The organism is Psychrobium sp. 1_MG-2023 (genome assembly GCF_030689115.1).
Lineage (GTDB): Bacteria > Pseudomonadota > Gammaproteobacteria > Enterobacterales > Psychrobiaceae > Psychrobium.
This window is the reverse complement of the sequence record NZ_JAUYVJ010000002.1, coordinates 69,259-95,559: the sequence shown is the minus strand read 5'-3', so window position 1 is coordinate 95,559 and position 26,301 is coordinate 69,259. Positions and strand designations below refer to the sequence as shown.

21 protein-coding genes are annotated in these 26,301 nt (G+C 40.7%); 15 read left to right on the top strand and 6 right to left on the bottom strand.

The annotated features are described in order from the left end of the window. The first annotated feature begins 1 nt into the window (after window position 1). From Q8W26_RS01485 to maiA, 11 genes are all read left to right on the top strand, one after another. Entirely contained in the window at window positions 2-784 is a 783-nt protein-coding gene (locus Q8W26_RS01485; RefSeq protein WP_101213066.1) for a ParA family protein, read from the top strand. Window positions 785-808: 24 nt separating this feature from the next. Further along, the gene (locus Q8W26_RS01480) at window positions 809-1,564 is read left to right on the top strand and encodes a chemotaxis protein CheW (protein ID WP_101213067.1); all 756 of its coding nucleotides are present in this window, start codon (window positions 809-811) and stop codon (window positions 1,562-1,564) included. Between the two features lie 29 nt (window positions 1,565-1,593). Next, window positions 1,594-2,085 carry a chemotaxis protein CheW gene (locus Q8W26_RS01475; protein ID WP_101213068.1) on the top strand — a complete coding sequence of 164 codons (492 nt, stop codon included), beginning with the start codon at window positions 1,594-1,596 and terminating at the stop codon, window positions 2,083-2,085. A 29-nt stretch (window positions 2,086-2,114) separates the two neighbouring features. Then, on the top strand, window positions 2,115-2,513 hold the full coding sequence (locus tag Q8W26_RS01470) for a DUF2802 domain-containing protein (RefSeq protein WP_101213069.1): 399 nt from the start codon (window positions 2,115-2,117) through the stop codon (window positions 2,511-2,513). Window positions 2,514-2,662: 149 nt separating this feature from the next. Further along, the gene (queA, locus tag Q8W26_RS01465; RefSeq protein ID WP_101213070.1) at window positions 2,663-3,709 is read left to right on the top strand and encodes a tRNA preQ1(34) S-adenosylmethionine ribosyltransferase-isomerase QueA; all 1,047 of its coding nucleotides are present in this window, start codon (window positions 2,663-2,665) and stop codon (window positions 3,707-3,709) included. Window positions 3,710-3,838: 129 nt separating this feature from the next. Continuing rightward, window positions 3,839-4,963 (top strand): tRNA guanosine(34) transglycosylase Tgt, encoded by a 1,125-nt coding sequence (gene tgt / locus Q8W26_RS01460; RefSeq protein ID WP_101213071.1) that lies wholly within the window; start codon window positions 3,839-3,841, stop codon window positions 4,961-4,963. 54 nt (window positions 4,964-5,017) lie between these two features. Then, window positions 5,018-5,347 carry a preprotein translocase subunit YajC gene (gene yajC / locus Q8W26_RS01455; protein WP_101213072.1) on the top strand — a complete coding sequence of 110 codons (330 nt, stop codon included), beginning with the start codon at window positions 5,018-5,020 and terminating at the stop codon, window positions 5,345-5,347. Between the two features lie 14 nt (window positions 5,348-5,361). Then, window positions 5,362-7,194: a protein translocase subunit SecD gene (secD, locus tag Q8W26_RS01450; RefSeq protein WP_101213073.1), complete on the top strand. Its 1,833-nt coding sequence runs from the start codon at window positions 5,362-5,364 to the stop codon at window positions 7,192-7,194. A gap of 10 nt (window positions 7,195-7,204) precedes the next feature. After that, entirely contained in the window at window positions 7,205-8,155 is a 951-nt protein-coding gene (gene secF / locus Q8W26_RS01445) for a protein translocase subunit SecF (protein ID WP_101213074.1), read from the top strand. Between the two features lie 139 nt (window positions 8,156-8,294). Continuing rightward, a complete protein-coding gene (gene tyrR, locus Q8W26_RS01440) occupies window positions 8,295-9,854 on the top strand; it encodes a transcriptional regulator TyrR (protein ID WP_101213075.1) in 1,560 nt (519 codons plus the stop codon). A 53-nt stretch (window positions 9,855-9,907) separates the two neighbouring features. Beyond that, window positions 9,908-10,549 (top strand): maleylacetoacetate isomerase, encoded by a 642-nt coding sequence (gene maiA, locus Q8W26_RS01435; RefSeq protein WP_305471993.1) that lies wholly within the window; start codon window positions 9,908-9,910, stop codon window positions 10,547-10,549. Here maiA and Q8W26_RS01430 read toward each other — a convergent pair. Together Q8W26_RS01430 and htpX are read right to left on the bottom strand one after the other, a co-directional pair. Further along, window positions 10,546-11,271 (bottom strand): paraquat-inducible protein A, encoded by a 726-nt coding sequence (locus Q8W26_RS01430; protein ID WP_101213076.1) that lies wholly within the window; start codon window positions 11,269-11,271, stop codon window positions 10,546-10,548. The two genes, maiA and Q8W26_RS01430, sit on opposite strands and share 4 nt — an antisense overlap. A gap of 129 nt (window positions 11,272-11,400) precedes the next feature. Continuing rightward, window positions 11,401-12,270, bottom strand: coding sequence for a protease HtpX (gene htpX / locus Q8W26_RS01425; RefSeq protein WP_101213077.1), 870 nt, complete (start codon window positions 12,268-12,270; stop codon window positions 11,401-11,403). Window positions 12,271-12,386: 116 nt separating this feature from the next. Between htpX and Q8W26_RS01420 the strand changes: the two genes are divergently transcribed. Further along, window positions 12,387-13,301: a phospholipase A gene (locus Q8W26_RS01420; RefSeq protein WP_101213078.1), complete on the top strand. Its 915-nt coding sequence runs from the start codon at window positions 12,387-12,389 to the stop codon at window positions 13,299-13,301. Window positions 13,302-13,384: 83 nt separating this feature from the next. Here the strand turns inward: Q8W26_RS01420 and Q8W26_RS01415 are convergent, their stop codons facing one another. Together Q8W26_RS01415 and Q8W26_RS01410 are read right to left on the bottom strand one after the other, a co-directional pair. Next, entirely contained in the window at window positions 13,385-15,568 is a 2,184-nt protein-coding gene (locus tag Q8W26_RS01415; RefSeq protein WP_101213079.1) for a S9 family peptidase, read from the bottom strand. 352 nt (window positions 15,569-15,920) lie between these two features. Then, entirely contained in the window at window positions 15,921-18,599 is a 2,679-nt protein-coding gene (locus Q8W26_RS01410) for a DUF5666 domain-containing protein (protein ID WP_305471989.1), read from the bottom strand. A 574-nt stretch (window positions 18,600-19,173) separates the two neighbouring features. Between Q8W26_RS01410 and Q8W26_RS01405 the strand changes: the two genes are divergently transcribed. Further along, the gene (locus Q8W26_RS01405; RefSeq protein WP_305471987.1) at window positions 19,174-22,761 is read left to right on the top strand and encodes a hypothetical protein; all 3,588 of its coding nucleotides are present in this window, start codon (window positions 19,174-19,176) and stop codon (window positions 22,759-22,761) included. Window positions 22,762-22,856: 95 nt separating this feature from the next. Then, the gene (locus Q8W26_RS01400) at window positions 22,857-23,978 is read left to right on the top strand and encodes a hypothetical protein (RefSeq protein WP_305471984.1); all 1,122 of its coding nucleotides are present in this window, start codon (window positions 22,857-22,859) and stop codon (window positions 23,976-23,978) included. A gap of 4 nt (window positions 23,979-23,982) precedes the next feature. Here the strand turns inward: Q8W26_RS01400 and Q8W26_RS01395 are convergent, their stop codons facing one another. Both Q8W26_RS01395 and Q8W26_RS01390 read right to left on the bottom strand, forming a co-directional pair. Then, window positions 23,983-24,183: a hypothetical protein gene (locus Q8W26_RS01395; RefSeq protein WP_305471982.1), complete on the bottom strand. Its 201-nt coding sequence runs from the start codon at window positions 24,181-24,183 to the stop codon at window positions 23,983-23,985. Between the two features lie 114 nt (window positions 24,184-24,297). Beyond that, a complete protein-coding gene (locus tag Q8W26_RS01390) occupies window positions 24,298-25,533 on the bottom strand; it encodes a NupC/NupG family nucleoside CNT transporter (RefSeq protein ID WP_101213084.1) in 1,236 nt (411 codons plus the stop codon). Window positions 25,534-25,813: 280 nt separating this feature from the next. Between Q8W26_RS01390 and Q8W26_RS01385 the strand changes: the two genes are divergently transcribed. Next, on the top strand, window positions 25,814-26,281 hold the full coding sequence (locus tag Q8W26_RS01385; RefSeq protein WP_370694250.1) for a GNAT family N-acetyltransferase: 468 nt from the start codon (window positions 25,814-25,816) through the stop codon (window positions 26,279-26,281). The last annotated feature ends 20 nt before the right edge of the window (window positions 26,282-26,301 follow it).

The following is a 26,301-nucleotide window of genomic DNA, read 5'->3' as shown; positions in this document are numbered from 1 at the left end:
TGTGAAAGTTTGGAGTATTGCCAATCAAAAAGGCGGTGTTGGAAAGACAACCACAGCACTGACACTCGCTGGCCTTCTGGCTAAACGCGGCAAACGGGTTATATTGGTTGATATTGATCCGCACTCTTCTATGGGGTTCTCGCTAGGCATTGATTGTGATGAACTTGATTACTCTCTATATGACTTATTCACTTGCCCAGAAAAATTTACCCAAAGACTCACCAAGCGTGTTATTCAAAAAACTCAGGTTGAGAATATTGATTTAATTCCATCTTCTATGGCTCTTGCAACATTAGATCGTGAATTGGGTCACCGTGAGGGGATGGGACTAATTTTAAAAAAGATTCTTCATGGCATAGAAGATGATTATGATTATGCATTGGTTGATTGCTCTCCAGTATTAGGTGTGCTCATGGTCAACGCACTAGCCTGTAGTAGTCGGATTATAGTACCGGTGCAATCGGAATATTTGGCCTTTAAAGGCTTAGAGCGCATGATAAAAACGTTATTAATTATGCAACGCTCTAATAGTAACCACTATAATTACCTTATTGTTCCAACAATGTTCGATCGTCGAACTAAAGCGAGTGTTCAAGCACTCGAACAGATGAAAGTGAAATTTGAGAGTCGTGTTTGGGATAAAGTTATTCCTATAGACACAAAGTTTCGCGATGCGAGTGAAAGGAACATCCCTTTACCGCAATTTGCCCCACGTAGCAGAGGTGTGGTGGCTTATGGCTTATTACTAGATACATTAATTTCACAAGAAGCTTCTGAAAGCTAATTTGTAGTACGTTTAAGGTAAAAAATGGATAACCGTTCAACTAAGGCTGTGGCTGATTATTTCTCAACATTACTTGACGAGAAACCGGAAGATACAGCGGTTCAAACCCAGCCATTGGAGCGATTGCTTGCTAAAGTAAGCGAAGCTGCGCCTCAAGTAGAGGTTGACAAAGATCTGATTGATTTACAAATCCTCGATGAAGTGAGTCCTGTTATTGAAGAGGAGCCTGAAGCAAAGTCACAGCAAAACACGGCGACAGTTGTTAAGGTTGAATCAGAGGTAGAAGTTGAACTTGCTGTTGAGGTGAAGCAGCATCTCGAGAATGTCTTAGAACAAGAACTTGATGAGCGCTTCCCCGTTTTGTATTTCACGGTAGGGGAATATATGTTTTCAGTCCCTTTAATTAAACTTAAAGGGATTCATATTTTAAAGAAAACCAATCAGCTATTCGGTAAGCCGAATTGGTTTAAAGGAATACAAATAGAGCGTGGTCATAATATTAATGTGATTGATACTGCACTGTATCTTTTACCTGAGAAAGATCAATCACAACTAGAACAATCAACTGATTATAAGTATATTATTGTATTAGGTGACAGTAATTGGGGGTTGGCTTGTGATAGCTTAGTTGACAGTAGCGAGTTAACCCATGATGAGATTAAATGGCGTCCTGAGCTATCAAGATGCCCCTGGCTGGCTGGTACGGTCAAAGAACGGATGTGTGGTTTATTATCCGTAGATGCATTAATAGAATTATTTGAGCAAAACGAGTCGATATAATCGCTCAAAGAAAATGAGGAATGACCCGAATGAATACAGAAACTGAATTATCAATCAATACAGTCGACAATGACGAAGTGTTGCAATGGGTTACGTTTCGTTTAGAAGATGAGACGTATGGTGTTAATGTAATGCAGGTTCAAGAGGTACTTCGCTATAGTGACATCGCTCCAGTGCCTGGTGCCCCATCATATGTGTTAGGGATTATTAACTTGCGTGGTAGTGTTGTAACTGTTATTGATACTCGTTCACGCTTTGGTCTGATGCCTGCTGATATTACTGATAACACCCGTGTTGTTATTATTGAATCGGATAAGCAAGTGATTGGCATCTTAGTCGACAGCGTTGCTGAAGTGGTTTATATGAAAGCTTCAGAGATTGAATTAGCGCCAAACGTTGGAACGGATGAAAGTGCTAAGTTCATTAAAGGTGTCTGCAACCGAGATGATGAGCTTCTTATCTTAGTTGATTTAGATAAGCTACTGAGTGATGACGAATGGGATGATATGGCATCATTTTAAGCAGTAATGCGCCTATCGGAAAAATATAAATGATAGAAATTATTGCTATAGCGGCATTAACCATTGCCGCTATTTTGGGCCTAGTAATTTGGTGGGTCTATAAGCGGACGCAACGTCAAGTTTGTGCAATTAAACTGCTATTTAAAGAACAGCAGCGGCAAATTGCCAGTTTTAAGAGTGAGCTACATGAGATGCGCTGTGGTGCTGTAGGCGTTGGTTCTCGTGTACAACAAGTTGAAGGCAAGCTGCAACAGGCGATGGAACGGCAAGATAAACTAGTGCAGCAACAAAGTAGTGACCCACAAGCTAAGCTTTATGGACAGGCCATGAAGATGGTAGAGCTTGGCGCTACCGTTGAAGAATTAATGCAACAATGTGACTTGCCAAGAGCCGAAGCTGAGCTATTAGTCTCTCTGCACAGTCAGTAATTCCCCTTGTCAATAAAGCCTAAATAATGAGAATCATTATTTAGGCTTTAAATTTAGTAAGACCTCGCAAAAACTACGCCCTTTGCTTGCTTATTCTACAGCGCGATAATAGACTAGCGCCGCATATGTTTTTTTAAAGATTTTTAGTAATGAAAGTATCTGACTTTTCCTTTGAACTACCTGAGCAGTTAATTGCTCGTTACCCTCAAGAACAACGCAGTGCCAGCCGTTTATTAGGCCTTGATGGCAATAGTGGTGAGCTTACTGATGGTCAATTCCTTGATGTTATCGACAAAGTAAACCCTGGTGATTTAGTTATTTTTAATGATACTCGTGTGATCCCTGCACGTGTATTTGGTCGCAAGGCGTCTGGGGGAAAGATTGAGGTGCTCGTTGAGCGAATGTTAGATGAGCATCGTGTACTCGCTCATGTTCGCGCGTCAAAGACACCAAAACCTGGTACAGAGCTTATTCTTGATGGTGATGTAAAGGCAACGATGGTCGCTCGTCACGATACGTTGTTTGAATTAAAGTTTGATGATGCCCGAGGTGTATTAGAAGTTTTAGAGTCAGTTGGCCACATGCCATTGCCTCCTTATATCGACCGTCCTGATGAAGATAGTGATAAAGAGCGCTATCAAACGGTTTATAACAAGAATCCTGGTGCGGTTGCTGCCCCAACTGCTGGCCTTCATTTTGATGACCAAGTATTAGCAAAATTAAAAGACAAAGGGGCTAATATCGCCTTTGTCACTTTGCATGTTGGTGCGGGTACGTTTCAACCCGTACGTGTTGAAACGATTGCCGAGCATCAAATGCATAAAGAGTATATTGAAGTTTCTGAGCAGGTGTGCGAGCAGATAAAAGCGACTAAAGCTGCTGGCTCTCGTGTGATTGCTGTTGGGACCACATCGATGCGATCCATCGAAAGTGCTGCAAACAGGGCATTAGAAGACGGTGAGTTGATTGCACCATTTTATGATGACAGTGATATTTTTATTTATCCTGGTTACGACTTTAAAGTGATTGATGCCATGGTGACAAACTTTCATTTACCAGAATCAACGCTGATTATGTTAATTAGTGCATTCGCTGGCTATGACAATGTAATGAAAGCATATCACCATGCCATTGAAAAAGAGTATCGATTCTTCAGTTATGGTGATGCAATGTTTATAGAAAAGAAACAAAGTTAAGCCGAAAAAAACGCCTAAAGCATTAGCGCGGTAGAAATATCATTGCTACCCCCTTGAAAAACAGTAGGGGTGGCTTCACATCTAGAGTAATGAAAGAAATGTCAGACTGTTTCTCTGACGGGATTTAATATGAAATTTGAGTTAAAGAACACCGACGGACGCGCGCGTCGCGGTCAATTACAATTTGAACGTGGTACCGTTGAAACACCGGCGTTTATGCCAGTAGGTACTTACGGCACTGTGAAGGGGATGACCCCTGAAGAAGTAAGTGATAGTAAGGCCGAAATATTATTAGGTAACACATTCCATTTATGGTTACGCCCAGGTATGGAAGTGATGCGTGAACATGGTGGTTTACACAACTTTATGAATTGGCAAGGACCGATATTGACTGATTCGGGCGGTTTTCAAGTCTTTAGCCTAGGGGCAATGCGTAAAATTACCGAAGAAGGCGTTCACTTCAGATCACCAATTAATGGTGAGAAAGTTTTCATGGATGCTGAAGTATCTATGGAGATTCAATACGACTTAAACTCTGATGTTGTGATGATCTTTGATGAGTGTACGCCTTACCCTGCCACATGGGAAGAGGCAAAAGACTCGATGGAAATGTCATTACGTTGGGCACAACGCTCTCGTGATAAATTTGATCAACTAGAAAACCCAAATGCACTCTTTGGTATTGTTCAAGGTGGTGTCTATGAAGATTTACGCGATGTTTCATTAGCAGGTTTAACTGATATTGGCTTTGACGGTTACGCTGTCGGTGGTTTAGCAGTTGGTGAGCCTAAAGAAGATATGCACCGTATCTTACGTCATGTCCTACCTAAATTACCCACAGATAAGCCTCGTTATTTAATGGGGGTTGGTAAGCCAGAAGACTTGGTCGAAGGCGTTCGTCGTGGTGTCGATATGTTTGATTGTGTTATGCCGACACGTAATGCACGAAATGGCCACTTGTTTACTACCACAGAAATTGTCAAAATCCGTAACGCTAAACATAAGCATGATACCTCGCCGTTAGATAGTGAGTGTGACTGCTATACCTGTAAAAACTATACCCGTGGTTATTTATATCACTTAGATAAATGTAATGAGATTTTAGGCGCACGCTTAAATACCATTCATAATCTACGTTTTTATCAGCGTGTGATGCAAGAGTTACGTGATGCTATTGAGCAAAACCGACTCGAAGACTATGTTCAAGAGTTTTATGCTCGACAGGGCAAAGAAGTACCAGAATTAGATTTCTAATTAATTTATTAACAGTTTCATTTTACAATTTAAATAACAACAAAAGGGGAAGTTATGTTTATTTCTAATGCGTTTGCCAATGATGCGGCAGCAGCTCCAGGTGGAGAATTTACCAGCTTAATCATGTTAGCTGTGTTTGGTTTAGTGTTTTATTTCATCATTTACCGCCCACAAGCAAAGCGTGTGAAAGAGCATAAAAACCTAATGTCAGCGATGGCTAAAGGTGATGAAGTACTAACTAATGGCGGTATTATCGGTAAGATCGTTAAGATCGCTGAAGAAAACGAATACATTCAACTAGAAATTAGTGAAGAATTAGTAATTACCGTGAAAAAAGATTACGTTTCAGCGGTATTACCAAAAGGTTCAATGAAGTCTCTATAGGCTAAGGAATAAGCATGTTAAATAGGTACCCTTTATGGAAAACCTTATTAGTCGCCTTAACGGTACTAATTGGTTTTCTATTTGCGGCACCTAACTTGTATGAACCTGATCATGCACTCCAAATTTCTGGGGTGCGTGGGTCAGAAGTTCAAGTGTCTACATTTGAACAGGTTAAAAGCAAGTTAGAGCAACAGCTAGAGATTAAATCAGCTGTATTAGAAGATGGTCAAATATTAGTCCGTCTGAACGATTTAGAATCACAACTAAAAGCCCGTGAATTAACTACCGAGTTATTAGGCGATAAGTTCTCTGTTGCATTAAATATGGCGCAAACAACTCCTGGTTGGTTGGCTGCTATGGGTGCTTCACCATTAAGTCTTGGTTTAGATTTACGTGGTGGTATCTACTTCTTAATGGAAGTAGATATGAAAGACTTATTAAAAACCTCTCGTGAGCAAATGGTTTTAGACTATAAAACCGACTTACGTAAAGAGCGTATTCGTTATCAGTCAATTCGCCTTCAATCTGAAGGTGTTTTATTAAAATTCCGTGACGAAGAGAAGTTAGAGCAAGCGTTAACGCTGCTTAAAGGTCGCTATGCGACAACTAACTTTGTTCAATTAAAATCAGCTCCACTATCTATTCGCGCTACAATGAGCCCAGAGCTACTTCGCGAAATAAAATTAGCGGCTGTTGAGCAAAATATTACCATTATTCGTAGCCGTGTTAATGAGCTAGGTGTGGCAGAACCTGATGTACAACGTCAGGGTGAAGATCGTATCGTTGTTCAGCTTCCGGGTATTCAAGACACTGCTCGAGCGAAAGAGCTTCTTGGTGCAACTGCGACACTTGAGTTCCACATGGTGAATGAACAAGCCTCACCTGGGAGTGTTCCTGCGGGCTCTAAAGTGTATCAACGCCGTGAAGGCGGTAGTGTTGTTCTATACAAAAAGGTAATGCTACGTGGTACTCATATCACTGATGCATCGTCTGGTTTTAGTGAAAATGCTCAACCTGAAGTTAATATTAAATTAGATGCTAAAGGCGGAAATAAAATTTCTGAAGCATCAAAGCGTAATATTAATAAACCAATGGCGACAGTATTTATTGAATACAAGCCAACAGGTAAAGTTGATAAAGACGGTAAGCAAATACTAAGAAAAGTCGAGGAAGTAATTAGTGTTGCCACTATTACTACTCAATTAGGGCGTTCATTCCGTATTACTGGTTTAGACTCTCCAGCAGAGGCTCGTTCGTTATCGTTGCTTTTACGTGCTGGTGCACTTCGTGCGCCAATTCAAATTGTTGAAGAGCGTACCGTTGGCCCTAGTTTAGGTAAAGAGAATATTGAATTAGGTGCAACAGCAATCGTATTAGGTTTAGCTGGCGTATTATTATTCATGCTCGTTTATTACCGTGGCTTTGGTGTGGTATCAAACATTGCACTTGCGGCAAACGTAGTGCTGATTATTGGCGTGATGTCGATGATTCCAGGTGCTTCATTAACCTTACCAGGTATGGCGGGGATCGTATTAACGGTCGGTATGGCTGTTGATGCCAATGTATTGATCTTTGAGCGTATCCGTGAGGAACTTGCTGCAGGCAGAACACCGCAACAAGCGATCCATCATGGTTATGATGCTGCGATATCTACCATCTTTGATGCCAATATCACAACATTAATCGCTGCGATTATCTTGTTCTCGTTTGGTGCTGGTCCAATCAAAGGCTTCGCAATAACATTATCGATCGGTATTATTACATCGGTATTTACAGCCGTTGTTGTAACTCGAACTGTTGTTAACCTTTGGGTTGGTGGCAAACGTGTTGATAAACTTTCTATTTAGGTGATAGCGTATGTTTAAGATTTTTAAAAGTGAAAGCGCTATTAACTTTATGGGCTTGCGTAAGCTAGCGATAGTGTTTTCTGTAATTATGATGTCTTTAAGTGTGTTTAGTGTCTTTACGAATAAACTTAACTTAGGCTTAGACTTCACAGGTGGTACTGTCATCGAAGTTGGTTTCGCTCAGGATGCAGATTTACAGAAAGTGCGTGAAGTCTTGGCCGTCAATGGGTTTGATGATGCGGTAGTACAGAATTTTGGTAGTCCGCGTGATGTCTTAGTACGTTTAGCGCCACGCGATGACGTCAAAGCTGAAACCATTGGTAGTCAAGTATTAGACACGTTGAATGAGCAACTAGGTCAGCAAGTATCAATGCGTCGTATTGAGTTTGTGGGTCCTAAAGTGGGTGATGAGTTAACAGAGAAGGGTGGCTTAGCAATGCTAGCAGCGCTGATCTGTATTCTGATCTACGTTGCAATGCGCTTTGAATGGCGTTTTGCTTTAGGTGCCGTTATTGCTCTAGCGCATGATGTTTTCATTACGATTGGTTTGTTTTCATTTTTGCAACTTGAGTTTGACTTAACCGTATTGGCAGCAATTCTTGCGGTTATTGGTTACTCATTAAATGACACCATCGTTGTATCTGACCGTATTAGGGAAAACTTCCGTAAACTACGTACAGGTACGCCGAGTGAAGTGATTAATATCTCATTGACCCAAACTATGAGCCGTACATTAATTACCTCATTAACGACTATTATTGTACTATTGGCTTTATTCTTTAAAGGCGGTGCGTTAATCCATGGCTTTGCGACAGCATTATTGTTTGGTGTGTTTATCGGTACTTACTCTTCTGTCTATGTTGCTTCATCTGTGGCACTTTCTTTAGGTATTACTAAAGAAGACCTCATGCCTGTTGAAGTTGAGAAAGAAGGCGAAGAACACGACGATATGATGCCATAATTAATAGATAACTCTTTGTAGAGTTATCTTAAAGTCGACTTTTTTAAGCCAGTAACTTATGTTACTGGCTTTTTTGTTGCATCTTTAGTAAAGAAAGGTTTACACTTTAGTCTATTGAAGGTCCACTTAAGAGTCTGCTGTGCGTTTAGAAGTTATTTGTGAAAACCGTTTAGGAATTGCCCAAGAAGTTTTAGGGTTATTAAGCAGTTTTGATTTAAATCTGCGGTCAATTGATGCCGATCAGAATGGTCGTATTTATGTTAACTTTCCGAAGATAGCCTTTGAAAGTTTCCAAAAGCTATTAGCGGCGATTAGGCAAATTGATGGCGTTAATGATGTTCGTAGTGTCTCACTAATGCCGTCTGAGCAAGAGCGCTATGGTTTATTGACATTATTACAGAATCTTCCGGACCCAATATTTTCTATAGATATGAAAGGTGTTGTCACGCGAGTGAACCAATCTGGCGAGAGTTTGATTGCGCACGATGAAGAACAAATCCTCAATCAACCATTATCCACTTGGGTGACGGGCTTTTCTTTTTCAAAATGGCTGGCGCGTGAGGAAGTCTCAGCAATGGCTAGTCGTGTAAAAATTAGTGGCGGAGAGTATCTCGCCGAAATGATGCCAATTTATTTTCCTGATGCCGATGAAGAACAAATATTAGCTGGTGCAGTTGTGATGTTTCGTTCATCGCAACGTATCGACCGACAGTACAACGCGTTAAGAAGCGGCAATAAAGATGCCTTTGCTGGTATTGTTGCTTGCTCCGAGCCAATGAAGCAAATCGTTGAGCAAGCAAAACAGCATGCCATGCTTGATGCACCCTTACTCATTCAGGGAGAAACGGGAACCGGCAAAGAAGTTATCGCTCGGGCTTGTCATGACCAGAGCCCTCGCCACAAGAAGCCATTTATCGCGATAAACTGTGCGGCTATTCCCGATGAGGTTGCAGAGTCTGAATTGTTTGGTTACGCGGCCAACTCGATGGGAACGAGAGTTGAAGGGAAAGCTGGTTTAGTGGAGCAGGCTGATGGTGGCACGTTATTCTTTGATGAAATTGCCGAGATGACTCCATTAATGCAAGTTAAGATCTTGCGATTAATAGAATCGAGCAGTTTTCGCCGTGTGGGTGGCGATGATGAAGTAAAGGTTAATATACGCATCATTTGTTCATCACAAAAAGATCTCGCAGCCTTAACGCAGGAAGGGTGCTTTAGAGAGGATCTTTACTATCGAATTAATGTGCTGAGTCTTAGAATTTTACCATTAACTCAACGACGTAAAGATATCGTACCTCTTGCCGAGATGTTTTTAGAGTATTATGCACTTAAGCTATCTTCATTGGTGTGTCGTTTATCTGTTAGCGCTAAAGAGCAACTTGAGGCATATAGTTGGCCGGGTAACGTGCGACAGTTAAAGAATATTATTTATCGTGCTGTTAGCCAATCACAGCAAATTAGTGAGTTACAACCTGAGCATCTGAATCTACCATCATATAGCAGTGATTTTGGGTATTTTGACGGTGAGTTTGAAGGAACGTTAGACAGTGCAACCAAACAATTTGAAGCTGCATTGTTAAAACGCTTATACCCCGCTTATCCGAGTACTCGTCTGCTCGCTAAAAAGCTAGGGGTTTCTCATACTGCGATTGCGAACAAGCTTCGTGAATATGGGATAAGTAAAACAAAAAATAACTGATATTAACAGCTTGTTAATTAGTGAATTGATTAGAATTATAATAAGGGAAATCAATGATTACATTGTATGGTTACTGGCGCTCTAGTGCTGCTTATCGAGTACGTATTGCGTTAAACTTACTGGGCTTAGAGCATAAGCATCATAGCGTTCATTTAGTCCAAGATGGCGGCCAGCAGCACCATGACGATTATGTAACGTTAAACCCAACTCATCTGGTACCAACGTTAATTGATGACGAATTGATACTCTCACAATCGTTAGCGATTATCGAATATCTCGATGAGAAATATGGTTCACACCAATTGCTTTCTTCAAGCTTAGAAAAACGTGCCCAAATTCGCGCGTTAGCACAAGATATTGCCTGCGATATTCACCCGCTTAATAATTTACGCGTGGTCCAGCATTTAGGCCATCAAGCTGAGTTTAATGCGAATGATAAAGCCCAGTGGATGAATCACTGGATGGGGGTTGGCTTTAAAGCGCTAGAGTCGAAGTTGCAGCAAACGGCAGGGCAATTTTGTGTCGGTGATAAGCCGACTCTGGCGGATATCTGTTTGATCCCTCAAATGTATAATGCACGCCGTTTTTCCTTAGATCTTAGTGCATTTCCTACATTAGAGCGTATAGAAAAAAATTGTTTGGCATTGAGCGCATTCGACCTAGCGGTTCCGGAAAATCAAGCCGATGCGAGTTAATCAACTCGATTAGCGTAAAGTGCTAAATAGCAGCGTTGATCCTGACCAACGCTGACTTTACCCTTCGCTTGCCACTGGTGTTGATGATCAAAAACATCCACTAAATTATCTGCATGCAGTATCACCTCACGAGGTAAATTCTCTAACTTATTCGTACTTAGTAATTCGGTTAATTGCGGCTCGGTTAATTTTATTTGTAAGTGCTCACTTCTCTCGTTAATCACCTTTAACTGAGAAATATCAGAACTTTTATTGTGGATGAAGGCATAGCTAATGAGTAAGGGTAATATCATACTCAACACCACCGCTGTGGTGAAAATAATCAAGCCTGAATGAATGGTGACAGTGGCAATCATGCCTAACTTTACCGTCACTGCAATCATTGCAATCACATAAACATCAAGCATTGACCACTTGCCAACTAGTGCAATTTTATTTAAGCGGCGCTGCTGTTTGATGTTAAATAATGAGCGTGCATTTATTGTATAAAGCAGTAGCAACATTTTTAAACTTGGCATCACGATACTAAAAGCGAAGAGAAGGAAAAAAAGGATAAGCTCCTGTTGTTTTAACAAATGGAAAATACCATTAAATAAAGAGAAGGTGTCATCGAAAAAATAGAAATGAGTAAAGGTGAACATTGGTTGAGTGATACCGATGAACAGCATTATAGTAATGCCAAGCCAAAGGAAGTTTAATCCCACATGCCATGTTCGCTTCATTAGACCAAGCCTTTAATCTGTAAATAATGAGTTTAGTGTGACACATTAAGGAAAGTGAGTGTAGTCACAGTGCAACAAAAAAGCGCCTGAATATCAGGCGCTTTTAGACAATGTTCGATTGTTCGTTTTTTATAGATTGTTTAAAGCTGCAATTCGCTTTTCAATTGGAGGGTGACTCATGAAAAACTCAGCAAAGCTGCGTTTTCCATTGATACCAAATGCCATCATGGTTGAATTCATTTGGCTCTCGTTTCCTCGGTTTAAGCGCTCTAAAGCTGCACGCATTTGACTTGCTGATGTTAACTTTGCAGCACCAGCGTCGGCACTAAACTCACGTTTTCGAGAGAAGTAAGCAACGACTCCGCTTGCTAATACACCAAACAGCATTTCTAGTACAAATACAACACCGATATAAGCAAAGGTGCCTAAACCGCCTTCACCGTTCTCATCTTTAGTTGCGCTATCTATTGCGCCTGCAATTAGACGCGCGGCGAAGATAACGAAGGTGTTCACGATGCCTTGAATTAATGCCAGTGTGATCATATCGCCGTTGGCAACATGACTGACTTCGTGGGCTAAAACGGCTTCCACTTCATCTTGGGACATTTGTTCTAGCAGGCCCGTACTTACAGCAACAAGCGCTTTGTCTTTACTAGCCCCAGTAGCGAATGCATTCATGTCCTCGGCTGGATAGATGGCTACTTCTGGCATAGCTATGCCGGCTTGTTTTGCTTGTTTAGCGACGGTTTCAATTAACCAATGTTCTGTTGAGTTACGAGGCTCTTCGATAACAACAGCGCCCGTTGACTTTTTTGCCATCCATTTCGACATTAACAGTGAAATAAATGAACCACCAAAACCAAAGACACAGGCAAGAACCAGTAAACCACCCATGCTTGACCGATCTAGACCAAAGACACTGAAGATAATGCTTAACACGATACTAAGTACCAGCATTACTGCAATATTGGTTAAGAGAAATAAACCTATACGTTTCATTTTAAATTTCCAAAAATAAGAGATGTAGACATAATATGTCCGTAATTTTATTTTTCAAGTAGCTAGTTGAAAATATTGCTATACTGCGCGAGATTTTTTTTCAATTAGGATAATTAATGAGAAAGTATTGCTCGATATTACTCGCAACTGTACTGAGCTGTATCAGTGTGGGGGTTGCCGCTGAAGACGATTGCGAGAAAATAATCAAAGATAGTAAGCGCCTTGCCTGTTTTGATAAGCAGGGCCAGCAAGGAGCTACTTTATTTGCTGGGGGGTTAAAAACGTATAAGCCAAACTATTTTATGCTGTTTTCTTATAATAAAAACCGTGCTGATCAATTAGTCACTGGTATCGATACAGGTCTTGACGCTGACAAAACGGAAGCTAAATTTCAGTTTAGTTTTAAACACCCGATTCGTTTAGATGTTTTTTCAAGTGATGTTGATGTGTGGTTTGCTTATACTCAAAAATCTTTTTGGCAGCTTTATAATACAGAAAACTCCTCCCCCTTTCGTGAAAGCAATTATGAGCCTGAAGTGTGGTTTGAGAAAAGTTTTGTCAGTGCTGGGCATGACGGTTGGCACATCAGTAAAGTGAGTGCAGGATTTAATCATCAATCTAATGGCCGTGGTGAACTCCTGTCACGAAGCTGGAACCGGATTATCGGCTCTGCGCAATTAAAGAAAGTGCTATCGGATGATCAAAAACTTGCTGTAGATTTTCGCTTATGGCGTCGCTTAAGTGAAGATGCTGATGAAGATGATAATCCTGATTTGATCGATTACATGGGGCATGGGGATGTGACTGCGATTTATCAATCTGGCCCTCACCAAGTATCGTTGCAGTTGCGTAATATTCTCTCAGGAAATAGCCGCCATGGCATTTCGCTAGATTACAGTTTTCCACTACGTTGGAGTGATAACGTACGAGGTTATGTACAATATTTTGATGGTTATGGTGAAAGCTTGATCGATTACAACCAAAAGAATAAAACCATTAGCTTAGGTGTTGCAGTAGCTCACTGGTTATAACGATACTGAGCATGAAAAAGGCTCGAAGGGTGAACCCTTCGAGCCTTTTTAGTTTCTACCAATTTATTAGGCTTTATCAGTGATTACTTCTTCACTAGATCTAGGAAGAAAGAGTACTGTAATGCAGCTTTATGGATGCGCTTAAAGCGGCCTGATGCACCGCCGTGTCCTGATTCCATATCTGTTTTAAATACCAAAACATTATCATCAGTTTTAAACTCACGTAGTTTTGCTACCCACTTCATCGGCTCAAAGTATTGAACTTGAGAGTCGTGTAGGCCTGTCGTGATTAGAATGTTCGGGTAGTCTTGTGCTTTCACTTGATCGTAAGGCGAGTATGCAAGCATGTAATCATAATAGGCTTTATTTTTTGGGTTGCCCCACTCATCAAATTCATTAGTGGTTAGGGGGATACTTTCATCTAACATGGTCGTTACCACATCAACAAAAGGGACACTTGCTGCAATACCGTTATATAGCTCTGGGGCTATATTGATTACTGTACCCATGAGTAAGCCACCGGCACTACCTCCAGAGGCAAAGATATTCTTTTCATCTCCGTAGCCTTGTGCAACAAGACCTTTAGTTACGTCGATAAAATCATTGAAGGTATTCATTTTGGTTAACTTCTTACCGTCGTCATACCATGGACGCCCTAGCATCTGAGAGCCACGAACATGTGCGATAGCGTATACAAATCCGCGATCTAATAAGCTTAAGCGGGCAGATGAGAAACTAGGATCAATGGTGGTGCCATAAGAGCCATAGCCATACTGAAGTAACGGATTAGTGCCATCTTGCTTAAATTTATCTTTACGATAGACAATAGAAACGGGAACCTTTGCACCATCTCTGGCAGTGATACTAATTCGTTCAGATTGGTAATTATCGGGATTGAAGTCTCCTAACACTTTAGTCTGCTTTAATAGTGTCCGATCATCAGAAGTCAATGCGTAATCGTAATGAGAAGCTGGCGTCGTCATGCTTGAGTAGTATAAGCGTAGTGTTGATGCATCATGTTGGTTATTACCATACATGCTTAGACGAAACGCAGGATCATTGAAAGATAATTTATGCTCTTTACCTGTCGATAATTGACGCACCGTGACACGGGTTAGGCCATCTTCACGTTGTTCGTAAACTAGGTGATCATCAAACAAAGTGAAGTCATCGAGTTTGGCATTGTCATTGGCGGGAATAACCGTTTGCCATTGTGATTTGTCGTTTAATTTATCTTGGTGTACTTTCATTAAGCGAAAGTTAACCGCTTGCCAGTTGGTGTTGATGTAGAACCATTCACCTAACTTTTCCACCGAATATTCATGAGATTTTTCACGGGCTAATAATGGCTGTGGCATTGCTTTAGGGTTGTTTGCATCAACTAGTGATACGGCACTAGATTCGGTACTATCATGATAGATATAAATAGTTGAGCCATCTTTTGATTTAGCTAAGTAAGTATAGAATGACAGGTCAGTTTCTTCATAAATCAGTTCATCTTTGCTTTGACTCGTGCCTAAGGTATGACGAAATACTTGATAACCTAACAGTGTTTGCGGATCTTTTTTAATGTAGTAGACGGTTTTATTATCATTGCCCCATACGATATTGCCACTCGTTCCTTTGAGTTCATCATTTAGTAATTTACCCGTAGATAAATCTTTAAATTTCAACGTATAGATACGGCGGCTTACGGTATCTTCACCGTATGCTAGTAGTTGATCGTTTGGGCTGATCGTTGTCCCACTAATTGCGTAATACTCGTGGCCTTGGGCCATTTCATTGACGTTGAGTAAAATGGTTTTATTAGTACCCTTAAAATCGTCCGCACGCACATGATTACTGTATTCACTATCGCCAGATGCTTCTGATGAGTAATAGTAACCGCCATGTTTTACGGGCACAGAGCTATCATCTTTTTGAATGCGGCTTTTAATTTCTTCAAATAGTTGCGCTTGTAACGACTCTGTGTGAGCTAACATTTGCTTAGTATAAGTATTTTCAGCTTCTAAATGCGCTAAAATTTCAGGATCTTTACGTTCATCATCACGCATCCAATAGTAATGGTCATTTCGCTTATGACCGTGAATTTCCATTGGGTGCGACACTTTCTTGGCAACAGGCGCTTTAATATTCGCCTGTAATTGACTCATACTTCCCTGAGTGACTTGTTGGGTTGTTTGGCTTTGACTGTCGTTAATATTACAACCACTTAAAACTAATAGCGGCGCCATTAGTAAGCTTAATTTTGTTATTGTTGTTTTCATTGTTAACTCTTTTTATGACTAAACATAAGGCAGTGTACGCTATTGATTGGTAGTAAAAAACTAAATCTGAGCAACTGTAATATTTTGTAATAAATTTGCTTACATTGATCTCATTTTCTGCGATTACATTCAAAAACTAAGCTTGATGATTCACTGCCACTAAGTGGGAGTTTCGAGCTAGGCAAGCTTAAAGTGGGGGATTGTTATTAAAGACTAACCTTTAGAGGCCATGAGCATCGATTTTTTGTGAGTTTAACAAAAAGAGGTGTGGTGCGGCCGAATGTATCGGCATCAGTTTATTTTGGAGCATAAGCAAGCCTGTTGCTACAGGCTTGCGCTTGGCGGTTACTGTTTAGTTGACAGAAACCTTGGTGGCATGAAGGACATTAGAATTATCTAAATAACCTTCGATAGATAGGTTGCTGCCTAGGGTGAATGAGTTACTGTCATCATCAAACTCGGTTTCAGCTGAAGTTATGATAACTTGGGTGCCAATGCTAAAGCTTGTTGTATCAGTAAAGCTGCTGACGATGCCATCGATTTTTACTAATTGCTCTTGTTCAAAGGTTACTTTTTCAGCAGTCACAGAGCCTTGAACGTTAATAAAACCTTCCACTTTTATGACGACACCGTTATCAATATTACTTAAACCGCCGCCAATATATTGAGTGTGACTGTTTACTTCAACCTGTTGGTTGCCGATAGAGAAATGATTACCTTGAGCAAAATTACTAGCGGCCCCTTCAACTGTTTGCTGTTGAAGTTGTTCAAACTCAACTTCTTCAGCAACTAAGATGTTTTCTTGATCCAATGAACCTGACACTTTAACCTTTAAGCCGACTGCAAGCTGGGTGTTAACGCCATTGTCAAAGTCAGTTTCAGCATCGAAGGTCACCACTTGTTGGCCAATAGTAAATTGGTACTCACCTTGAGTTTCAGTGATAAAGCCTACAACAACATCTTCATCTTGCGGATTAAATTCAATGTTAGTGGCTGTTAGTAATCCGGACGCTTCAACAGCAACATCTACTTCGATGTATTTTCCAATTGCAAGGTCACCACGAAGGCCATCTTCATAGATCGTTGAGTCATTGATAGTAATCTCATTGCCAGCAACCGTTAAAGATTGCTCGGTTAATGAATCAATAGCGCCTTCAATCTCAAGGTCGCTTGCATCAGACTCAAACTCAATTGCTGTCGCTAAGATTACTCCATCATTATTCTTTCGCCCCTTGATTTCAACCTGAGCCCCTAGTATGAGATCCGATTTTACACCGTCGTCATATTGTGTATGCGTTGAGGTTGTTAGCGAATGACCGTTGACCGTAAAGTGTTCGCTCGAGTCAAATGTGTCGATTACGCCTTCAAATGAAATGATTTCATCAAGTTGAGATGACTCCATTTCAATTTCAATCGCTGTTAACTCACCATTGATGCTCGCCGCTTCGATTTCAACTTGCTGCCCTTTGTTAAGTTGTTCAAAAAATTGTTGCTGTGTGATTTCTCGGCCTGCGGAGTTTTCAAACTCGGACAGGTTACTGGTCGCTATCGTAATTTTATTGATGGTAATAGTTGTTTCAGTAAAGCTATCAACGGCTCCATCAATGTCTAGTGTATTAGTCTCTATCGCTTTACGTTGAATCGACTGGCTAAGGAGACCATCGGTGACTTGGTAGGCATCAACCTCTAGATAGTCTCCGATAGTAATGTCTTTAAAGTTAAATTGACGATTGTTGAGGTAGTCGTCTTCATACTGAGTAAAGCTATTGACTGTGAAATTTTGGCCTGCAAGGGTAAATGAATCGTCAGAGGTAAGTTCAACGTGTCCGCTGATTTCGATCTCGGTAAGTTCATCAAGTTGAATTTTTTTAATCACAGCACTGTTATCGCCTGAAGTTACCGCTATCAGGTTTACTTTAGTACCGACAGTCAGCTCTTCTTTTTCGCCATGAGTAAATTCAGTGTCATCATTAAAGCTAAGTTGATATTGTCCTACGGTTAAGCTTTGAGCTGACAAGGCTTTGACGATACCTGTGATATCAAGGAGTTCGCCAGCTTGTGTTGTTTGCTCGTTAACGTCAATATCATCAGCAATCAGTATATTATTAACTGGTGAGTTGGTGGCTTTTACCTCAATGATGGCACCATTAGCGAGTTCACCGTCGATCTCGCTTTGACTATAGTCAACAGTTAATGCTCCCAATGTGAAGGTCGTCTTAATCGAGTCAAGGTTGGTTATGGTGCCTTGTACCTGCTGCTCATCTTGTTCAGAACTCGAGGCTATGTGAGTGGCAATAAATTGTCCGTCAGCATTTTCTGTCGCACTCACTTCTAGTATTGAGTTTAGGTTGATTTGATCAAATGTAATATCTTCAAATACCGTTAACTCATTAGCAATGTATGTTTGCCCTAAAATAACAAAAGAGTTATTGAAAAGGTCGATATGAGTTACGCCACCTTGAGCATGCGCCAAGTATTCAATCGATGTTGCCATCGGGCTGGTGTTATCATCAGCCTTTAAAGAAGTCACTGTTACCTGCATACCCACATTGAGGCTTGCTTCAGCAGACGCTTGATGATTGTGGGTAAATTTGCTTTCACTGGTGTCATAGCGAGTACCGTTGACATAGACACTACCAAAACCCGACACGACACCTTGGCTTATTTGTGGAACGCCATACTGTATGAGTTCTTGTGTGGTTTGGTTACTACGGACATCGATAGTCGTACCGGCTTCGGCGGTAATAAAACGTAAGCTATCATTACTGACTTCTAATGCTTTAATCGTGTAGGTACCCGGGGCTAGTTCAGGGATTGTTGTTGTTGCAGTAATGACTTGTTTAAAGCTATCTGGTCCCGATATTTCAATATTAGCTAATGTATTGGTCGGAAGGCCGCTAATGGCAATTGAAAGAGAGCCTTTTTCTGGTTCTGTGGGGTTATTATCTGAGTCAGAACCACCGCCACAAGCGGTTAACAAAAGGCTGCCTGCAGTGACTAGGCTTAAGTATTTCTTACTATACTTTTTCATAAGTACTCCAAAAGGGAGGTGCGCATAATATGTGTGTTCACCTCGAAATAAAAACAGCTATATCCACCCATCATAAATGGATATAGCTCTATATTATTTCACTGCCAAGACATAATATGTCTAGAGTCGGCGACATAATATGTCTAGGGGAGGTCAGGTGTAAAGGGAATAATTATGATCTTTTTGTGACAGTTTTATTGCAGATATATGACGGTGCCAGTGTGATTAACGTTGAAAAAAGAAAGAGATAGTTGATCTTGCTGGTTTATCCAATTAGGTTTTAGTGCGCTGCCTTTTCTTTCATTGAGCAATCGTTGGTTTTAGCATGAGTCAGTCTGATTTTATGTAGTGATATGTAACTATTTGATAATTAATGAGGCCGGCTTTTATCGTGGTTGAAGTGCGTTAATTATACCTCTGGGCCATTCTCAAAAAGTTAGATTAAATAAACTACAAGTTGATTTGTTTTTAAACTGTTTTCATTGTCTATTAAAATTGCTAAGCTCGAAATCCAGCCACTTTTGGCACTTCGATAAAATACACTGTGTTTTAATTCAGTTTAGGGAAAAGTGAAATGAAGTTTAGAAAAGCCTTAGTTTGTCTCGCCATTTCTGCTGCGCTTTCTGCGTGTGGAGATTCTGATAAAAAAGATGTGGTAACATCACAGCCTGATCAAGGGCCTGCGCCTGTGAAAACAGTTGTTACTGGTGTTGCAATAAAAGGTGTACTGAGCAATGCTCGTGTAACACCTTATAAGTTTGTGAATAATGAAGCGGTTATGTTGACTGAGGATGAGTTAGAAGATGCAGAAATAATCACTGACGCAGATGGAAATTACACAGTGACTTTACTTGATTACGATGGTCCTCTTAAAGTCGTTATTTCTCCGATTACCGGAGGGACAACTCCGACTGAAATGCTATGTGATGTTCAAGATGGCTGTGGTGAGGTTGAATTCGGTGGGAAGATTAATTTAAGTACGAATGACCCAGACTTTAGTTTAAGCGCTATTTCACATATTGATAAGGATGTGGTTGAGCCGGTAAGGCTTAACGTTTCTGCTGTAACTCACCTTGCTTCATCTTTAATCGAGTCGAAAGAAACTATTGATGCATCAACGATTACAACAACACTATCCCAGGTTGGTAACACCTTAGGTATCATCGGTGATATTAATACATTAGCCCCAACAAATATTAACAGTACCCAAGATATTGTTGATGAGGATAATGAAAATGAACTGAAATATGGCTTAATTAATGCGGCTATCGCTAGCTCTTTATTTGCTGGAGGTGACGGAGCAACACAATCTCAGAAATTAGCTCAGGCTGCTCAAGATTTAGTAGATAATGATGGTGAATTTTTAGTTAATCAAGATGACGATGATGACTTTGAACTGGCGCTAAGTGATGTGCTGTCTTTGGCCAGTTCATTAGCACATTATATGGTTGCAAATATTCAAAAAGATTTTGATAACGCTGAAACAACTGCGTTGGTTGAATCGTTAAGCCAACGTGCGACTAACTTGACTAACGAGGCTGTTGTAAAGCAAGAACAAGCGAATGACGATGGCCGTATTACACCGATCTCAGATAAAATTATTGAAGGTGGTAACGTTGATATTGCGGCTGGATTAATTGAGGACATTCGAGTATTTGCTAATTTATTTGATTTAAACAAAGCAAGTGGTCAAGACGTTGACACTAAAGGAGAGGCAGCAATTAAGCTTTCAGAAGACGCTTCTCTGATGGTTGATGCTGAAGTAGAGAAATTTACTTTAGTGTCGACTCTCGGTGTTGCGATCTCAAATATTCAGATGGCAATGGATGCAGGTACGGCTACTGGTACGGTTTTTCAATTAGCAGACTGGTTAACAGGTACAACATCAAGTGCAACAGGTACAGTAACCTTTGATCCTGAAAACTATCAATTTATGGTTAATGCGACAGAAGGTAGCGAAAAAGCGACGCTTGATATTGTACTAGAGCAAAGTGAAGATCAACTGTCAGTGAGTTTAAACCTCAGTGGTGAACTTGAAAGCACAGGGGCTAAACTTACTCTTGCAACAGGCAGTATGCTAAAAGTGTCATTTGATGAGGCTGTAACGAAAGCACAGCTAGAAATGGGTGAAGTGCCAATGCCGTCAGCGGGAGAGGTTTCACTTGAAGTGACGCTAACGCAGTTAGCTACAGAAATAGTCACTAACCCATTGAGCTTCACGGGTAAAGTATCAACTCAAGTAATGCCTGTTTTAGTACCAAAAGTTGTTTCAGAATGGCAAGTAGGTGAGGGCGAAAGTCAAATCATCGAAGAATATGACATTCTCCCAAAACATATCTCTCTAAGTGGTGAGTTCAGTTCACTCGCAGGTGATAGGATCTCTGCTACATTAACAATTGATAGTGATAATGCACAAGGGTACCAAGCGGCTGGCCTGGCCCATTACGGTCGTAAATTTGAGCAAAACTATCAAGTGACGGTATCACAAGATGGTCGAAGTATTGTTGAATCGCTAGAGGGCGGTGAAACTTTTACTTATACGTTTACTCCCGGAGCTAATGCGGGTCATTGGGATGAAATGTTAACCATCACTGATGAGAATCCAAAAGCACGGTATGGTGAAGGGTTTGAAAGGACATTATCTTTCCGAACTAATAGTACCGCTTTAGGCGATGAATACATTTATGCTTACCATTCATCCCATCAAGACACTGATTATATCTATAGTCAAAAAGTTAGCCCAATTGATAGCACAGACGATGGCGTTGCTAACGAATATAGAGCCTATACGATTAGTCGTTCTTATGACAAAAACAGTCCGATGACTGATGATAATCAGCCTATTCCAAGCTTCACCAATACTTGGGAGTTTGAATATCCAGATGGAGAGATGGTGTCGTTTTCTGAGGAGGACTTCTCAACTTATGCGACAGCAAATGATTATTTTGCAGGAAATCAATTCCTAAATGGTAATGCACCGATGGATGTGACTTCATCTTTGTCAATGTTTAAAGATCGCCGAACCAGTGGCCGCTCATTATATAATGGTGACTTTGGCATCTTATCTGTTAATGATTATCAGCAATTAAGTAGCTTATCTAACGGAGATTCATTGACGCTGAATACGTATTTGAGTGAAGAGCTTTTAGCTGATGCTTATCAGCTAGATGTGAGTGCTGATGCCAATGAGATCACATTAAATTTAGAGCAAAGTTTAGTCTCATCTTTGCAGTTGGACTTAGAGTCGCCTGCTAACTTTTTGTTAACCCAACGTATGCGCAACGATTATAATGAGATGCTAGAGCTTAGCACGATTAAATCACAAACAGATGATATTGGTTTAAAGGATGATAGGGTTACAGTTACCTACCATATGCCGTATTTTGCGAGAGTGGTTACTTACACCCCTCTGAGTATAGATGCTGATTCGTCAGCAGATAGTGTTGAAGTGTGTGATTTGTGGGGCGATGACTTTAATGCAGATGGATTATTAATTGATTACGATGGTGATTTAGTGATACCGCAGCAAGATAACTGCTACACCACTGATAGTTTTGATAATGCCTTTAGTAATGACAACTACTTACATTACATGAGTCCATATGAAATCTCTTCAGCGTTGACTGTCGCTAATCACATATATAACTGGTCATCAATTCAAACATATCTCCAAGGTGTTGGAGTTGCCGAAGGTTATATTAATGCGGATGATGTGGTTGCCGGCTCTAGCCATACCTTTGATGCTTGGATTACTGAGCCGGATCAGGTATCAGGCTTAGAGTCAGAAGATCAGTTTTTAAATGTTAATGCAGCATTGTCGGTTGGTGTAACATTGGCCGATTATGACGTTAATTTGACCCTCAATGGTAAACGCACCGCTCTTGAAGATGGTGAATTAAATCTAACGGCGACTTACCAGCTCCCAGGTGAAGATGCACAGCGTACATTTACGATCAGTTATATCACAACAGAGCAACAACAAGTGACAATTGCTAATGAGCAAGGAACTTCTGTAGTCTTAACTGTCCCTGAGCAAACGGACGCTGATGAGCAAGTGACTTTAGGTATCATTACCGTTAATGGTGAAGAAGCCGCTGAGGTGGTCATGCGAGGTAAGTTGCTATTAGTTATTTATGCTAATGGCACAGTTGAAAGCCTGTAAGTTGCTAAATTTGCATTAAAATAAATTATTAGAGTAAGCTGTCATTTCTTTGTAAATGGCAGCTTTTTTATTGTCTCTATCAAAAGGAGTGGTTAGTGAGTCGACTTGTTATTTTTATACTGTGCAGTTTAGTTTTTTTTGTTGGTTCGCCAAATGATGCCAAAGCCGCTAACCCTAAAATGACTCAACAGCAATGGCTAATGTTTGAAGAGCCTCGCTTTGAGTTGGCGTTGACGAGCCATTCGTTCAGTAATATTGTTCCGGTGAGCCAATTGTTTAAGGATGAGTGGAAAGAGCAGCCTCAGTCTCGGGCTGATCAAGCTTTTAGCCAAAATAGTATGAGTCTGGCATACCAGGCGAAACATTATCATATTGGTGTTGCTAAACGCCTAGACTATTTTCTCTCAACAACTAAACAAACAAGCGATGCTTACTATTTTATCGAGCAACAACAAGCTCCTCATCGAGAACGATTTCCAGTATCTTTACAAATGGAGCAATTGCAAGCTACTGGTGTGTTTGGGGGCTATACCTTTGGTGATGATCAGTTTCGAGTTACCGTTGACGTTGGTTTATGGTCGTTAGATGCTTTAAGGCGTAGTCGATTATCAGGAGAAGTTGAGCTGAATTTGAACGATGAGATTAATGGCCAATTACATCTCGACGAGGTTTACTCTCATAACAATTTACTAAAGCGTCCAAACAATGATGATTGGCAGGAACGAGGAAAAGGCGTTACTACCGACATAAGTTTCTTTTGGAATCCATTGAGCCCTATCGACCTAACGCTGTCAATTAACGATTTGTACTCAAAATATAAAGTTAATCAGTTAGGTTTTAGCCAAGGGCGAGTCAGTACTGATAATGTTTATGTTAATGATCAAGGCTATCAATCATTTTTACCACTGTATCGTGGTGTTGAACTAGAAAAGAATGTTAGTTATCAGCTACCAAAAACAGTGCTGTTCGCGGCCGCTTATCAAGGAGAGCGGTTTAGTTATTTATTGAATGCCAAAGTACAGGGAGACTTAAATTTTTATGAGTTTGGGTTGAGTACAGCGCTGGGAATAGGTAATTTTTCAGTACTTTATGATATGAAGTATCAGACGCCGACAATTATGTATCAAACGGCTAGATGGGATCTGTTACTTAAAGCCAACCGGCTAAACATCGAACAAACAATGCAGTTAGCAATCCAATTGGCTTTTCGATGGTAGGTGCTTATTGTAAACAGTCTTTTTGGTAATACTCTCTCGCCGTTGTGCGGCGCACAGGGTTACCTTTGAGGTCATCAATTTTTTTACGTAGCGCCTTACAGTGCTCCGATTGTGTCTTATCGACGATGGTATCTGTTGTTTCGGCAGTACTGGCACAGCCAGCAAGGAAGATAATGGTAGTTAGCGATAATAAAATAGACTTCATAATGTTTAAGCTCTTTAAAGCAAGGAGTTATCATTATAGCGAGTTTTTAATCGGTGGAAAGAATTAAAAAGGGAGCCGAGGCTCCCTAAGTGAAATTATACTTGCTAAGCGTTATTATAACGCTAAGAATAAACCTGCTAGTGTTGCACTCATCAGGTTCGACAGACTACCCGCTGCAACTGCCTTTAAACCTAAGGTTGCAATTTCTTTACGACGACTCGGTGCCATAGCGCCTAAGCCACCGAGTAAGATGGCAATCGAAGATAAATTAGCAAAACCGCATAATGCAAAGGTAATGATTGCTTGTGATTGTTGCGACAATGACTCTCGCATATTCATAAAGTCAATATAAGCAACGAATTCATTGATCACTAGCTTTTGTCCAATGAAGCTACCCGCTTGGACAGCTTCGTGCCAAGGAACACCAATTAAGAAAGCTAATGGCGCAAACACGTAACCAAGCAATAACTGGATAGTGATATCTTCATGGCCCATTAATCCCGCTACGTACCCGACCATACCATTCATTAAGGCAATCAAACCGATAAAGGCAAGTAACATTGCGCCAACATTGAGCGCTAACTGTAAGCCTGACGCCGCGCCAGAGGCCGCTGCATCAATTACGTTGGCAGGCTTTTCTTCTTGTTCATCTTCTTTATATTCATCTTTAGGCGTTTTGGTTTCAGGCACAATTAATTTTGCCATTAATAAACCACCCGGCGCAGCCATAAAAGAGGCGGCAACTAAATATTTTAATTCGACACCTAGCGAGGCGTAACCAGCGAGAACCGACCCTGCTACTGACGCTAAGCCACCAACCATGACGGCGAATAGTTCAGAGCGCGTCATGCCTGCGATGTAAGGACGCACTACCAATGGCGCTTCTGTTTGGCCTACGAACACATTGGCTGTTGCTGAAAGTGACTCTGTGCGGCTAGTGCCAAGCGCTTTTTGTAGTAAGCGACCAAAAATTTGCACAACCTTTTGCATGATGCCTAAATAATAAAGTACAGCGATAAACGATGAGAAAAAAATGATAATAGGTAAGACTCGAAGCGCGAAAATAAAGCCGTTATCACCAAATAGCTCAAACATTTTGCCACTAACTAATCCACCAAAGAGGAAATTTAAGCCAGCTTGAGCGCTATCGATAACCGCTTGTACGGCGCCAGAGATTCCTTCGAGTACACTTTGCCCAGCAGGGATGTATAGTACGAATGCACCTAAACTTGCCTGAATGAGAAAAGCAACTATGACGGTTTTTAGATTAATTGCTTTACGGTTTTCCGAAAGGAGTATGGCAATTGCTATTAAGCTGATGATGCCAATAATGCCCATTAAAACACTCATTCAATATTCCCCGTGGGTTTGAGTTTAGTTATAAAAAATGTGGCGCAGATAATGCCTGTTTGTTTATTAGATAGCAATAAATTGCCTTATTTAGCATTAGGTGCGCTGGCTATAGTAACCACTTATACAATTTAAATCTGACTATCTGCTTTTTTATTGATGAATCCTTGAATAGCTTCACAAAAATACACTCCGAACTTGTTAAATACTGTGTCGGAAAAAGTGCATTGGAGTATGTTACAGTAACACCGTTTTATAATGATAAAATTAAGGAAGCACTTTGGCTATTCAATGGCAAGTATTTACGTTTGAGCAACTCACTACACATCAACTTTACCAATTACTTCAGTTGCGTGCGGAAGTTTTTGTTGTGGAACAAACATGTTTTTACCAGGACTTGGATGACAAAGACACTGTCGACTCAACGCTTCACCTGTTGGGCTACCAATCAGATGAAAGGGGGCAGTTAACATTGTGTGCTTATAGCAGAGTTCTGGCTCCGGGAGTATCTTATGACGGGCACGCCAGTATAGGTCGTGTGGTCACTAAAGCGTGCGTAAGAGGTGAGCGAGTGGGGCATGAGTTAATTAAGGAGTCTTTACTTTTAACTGCCAAGCATTGGCCAAAGCTACAAGTGAAGATTTCTGCACAGACACATTTGCAATCCTTTTATCAGCAACACGGTTTTAACCCTGTATCAGAGGAATATTTAGAAGATGATATTCCCCATATAGCAATGTCGACATAATCGGTTAATCAGAACGGGGT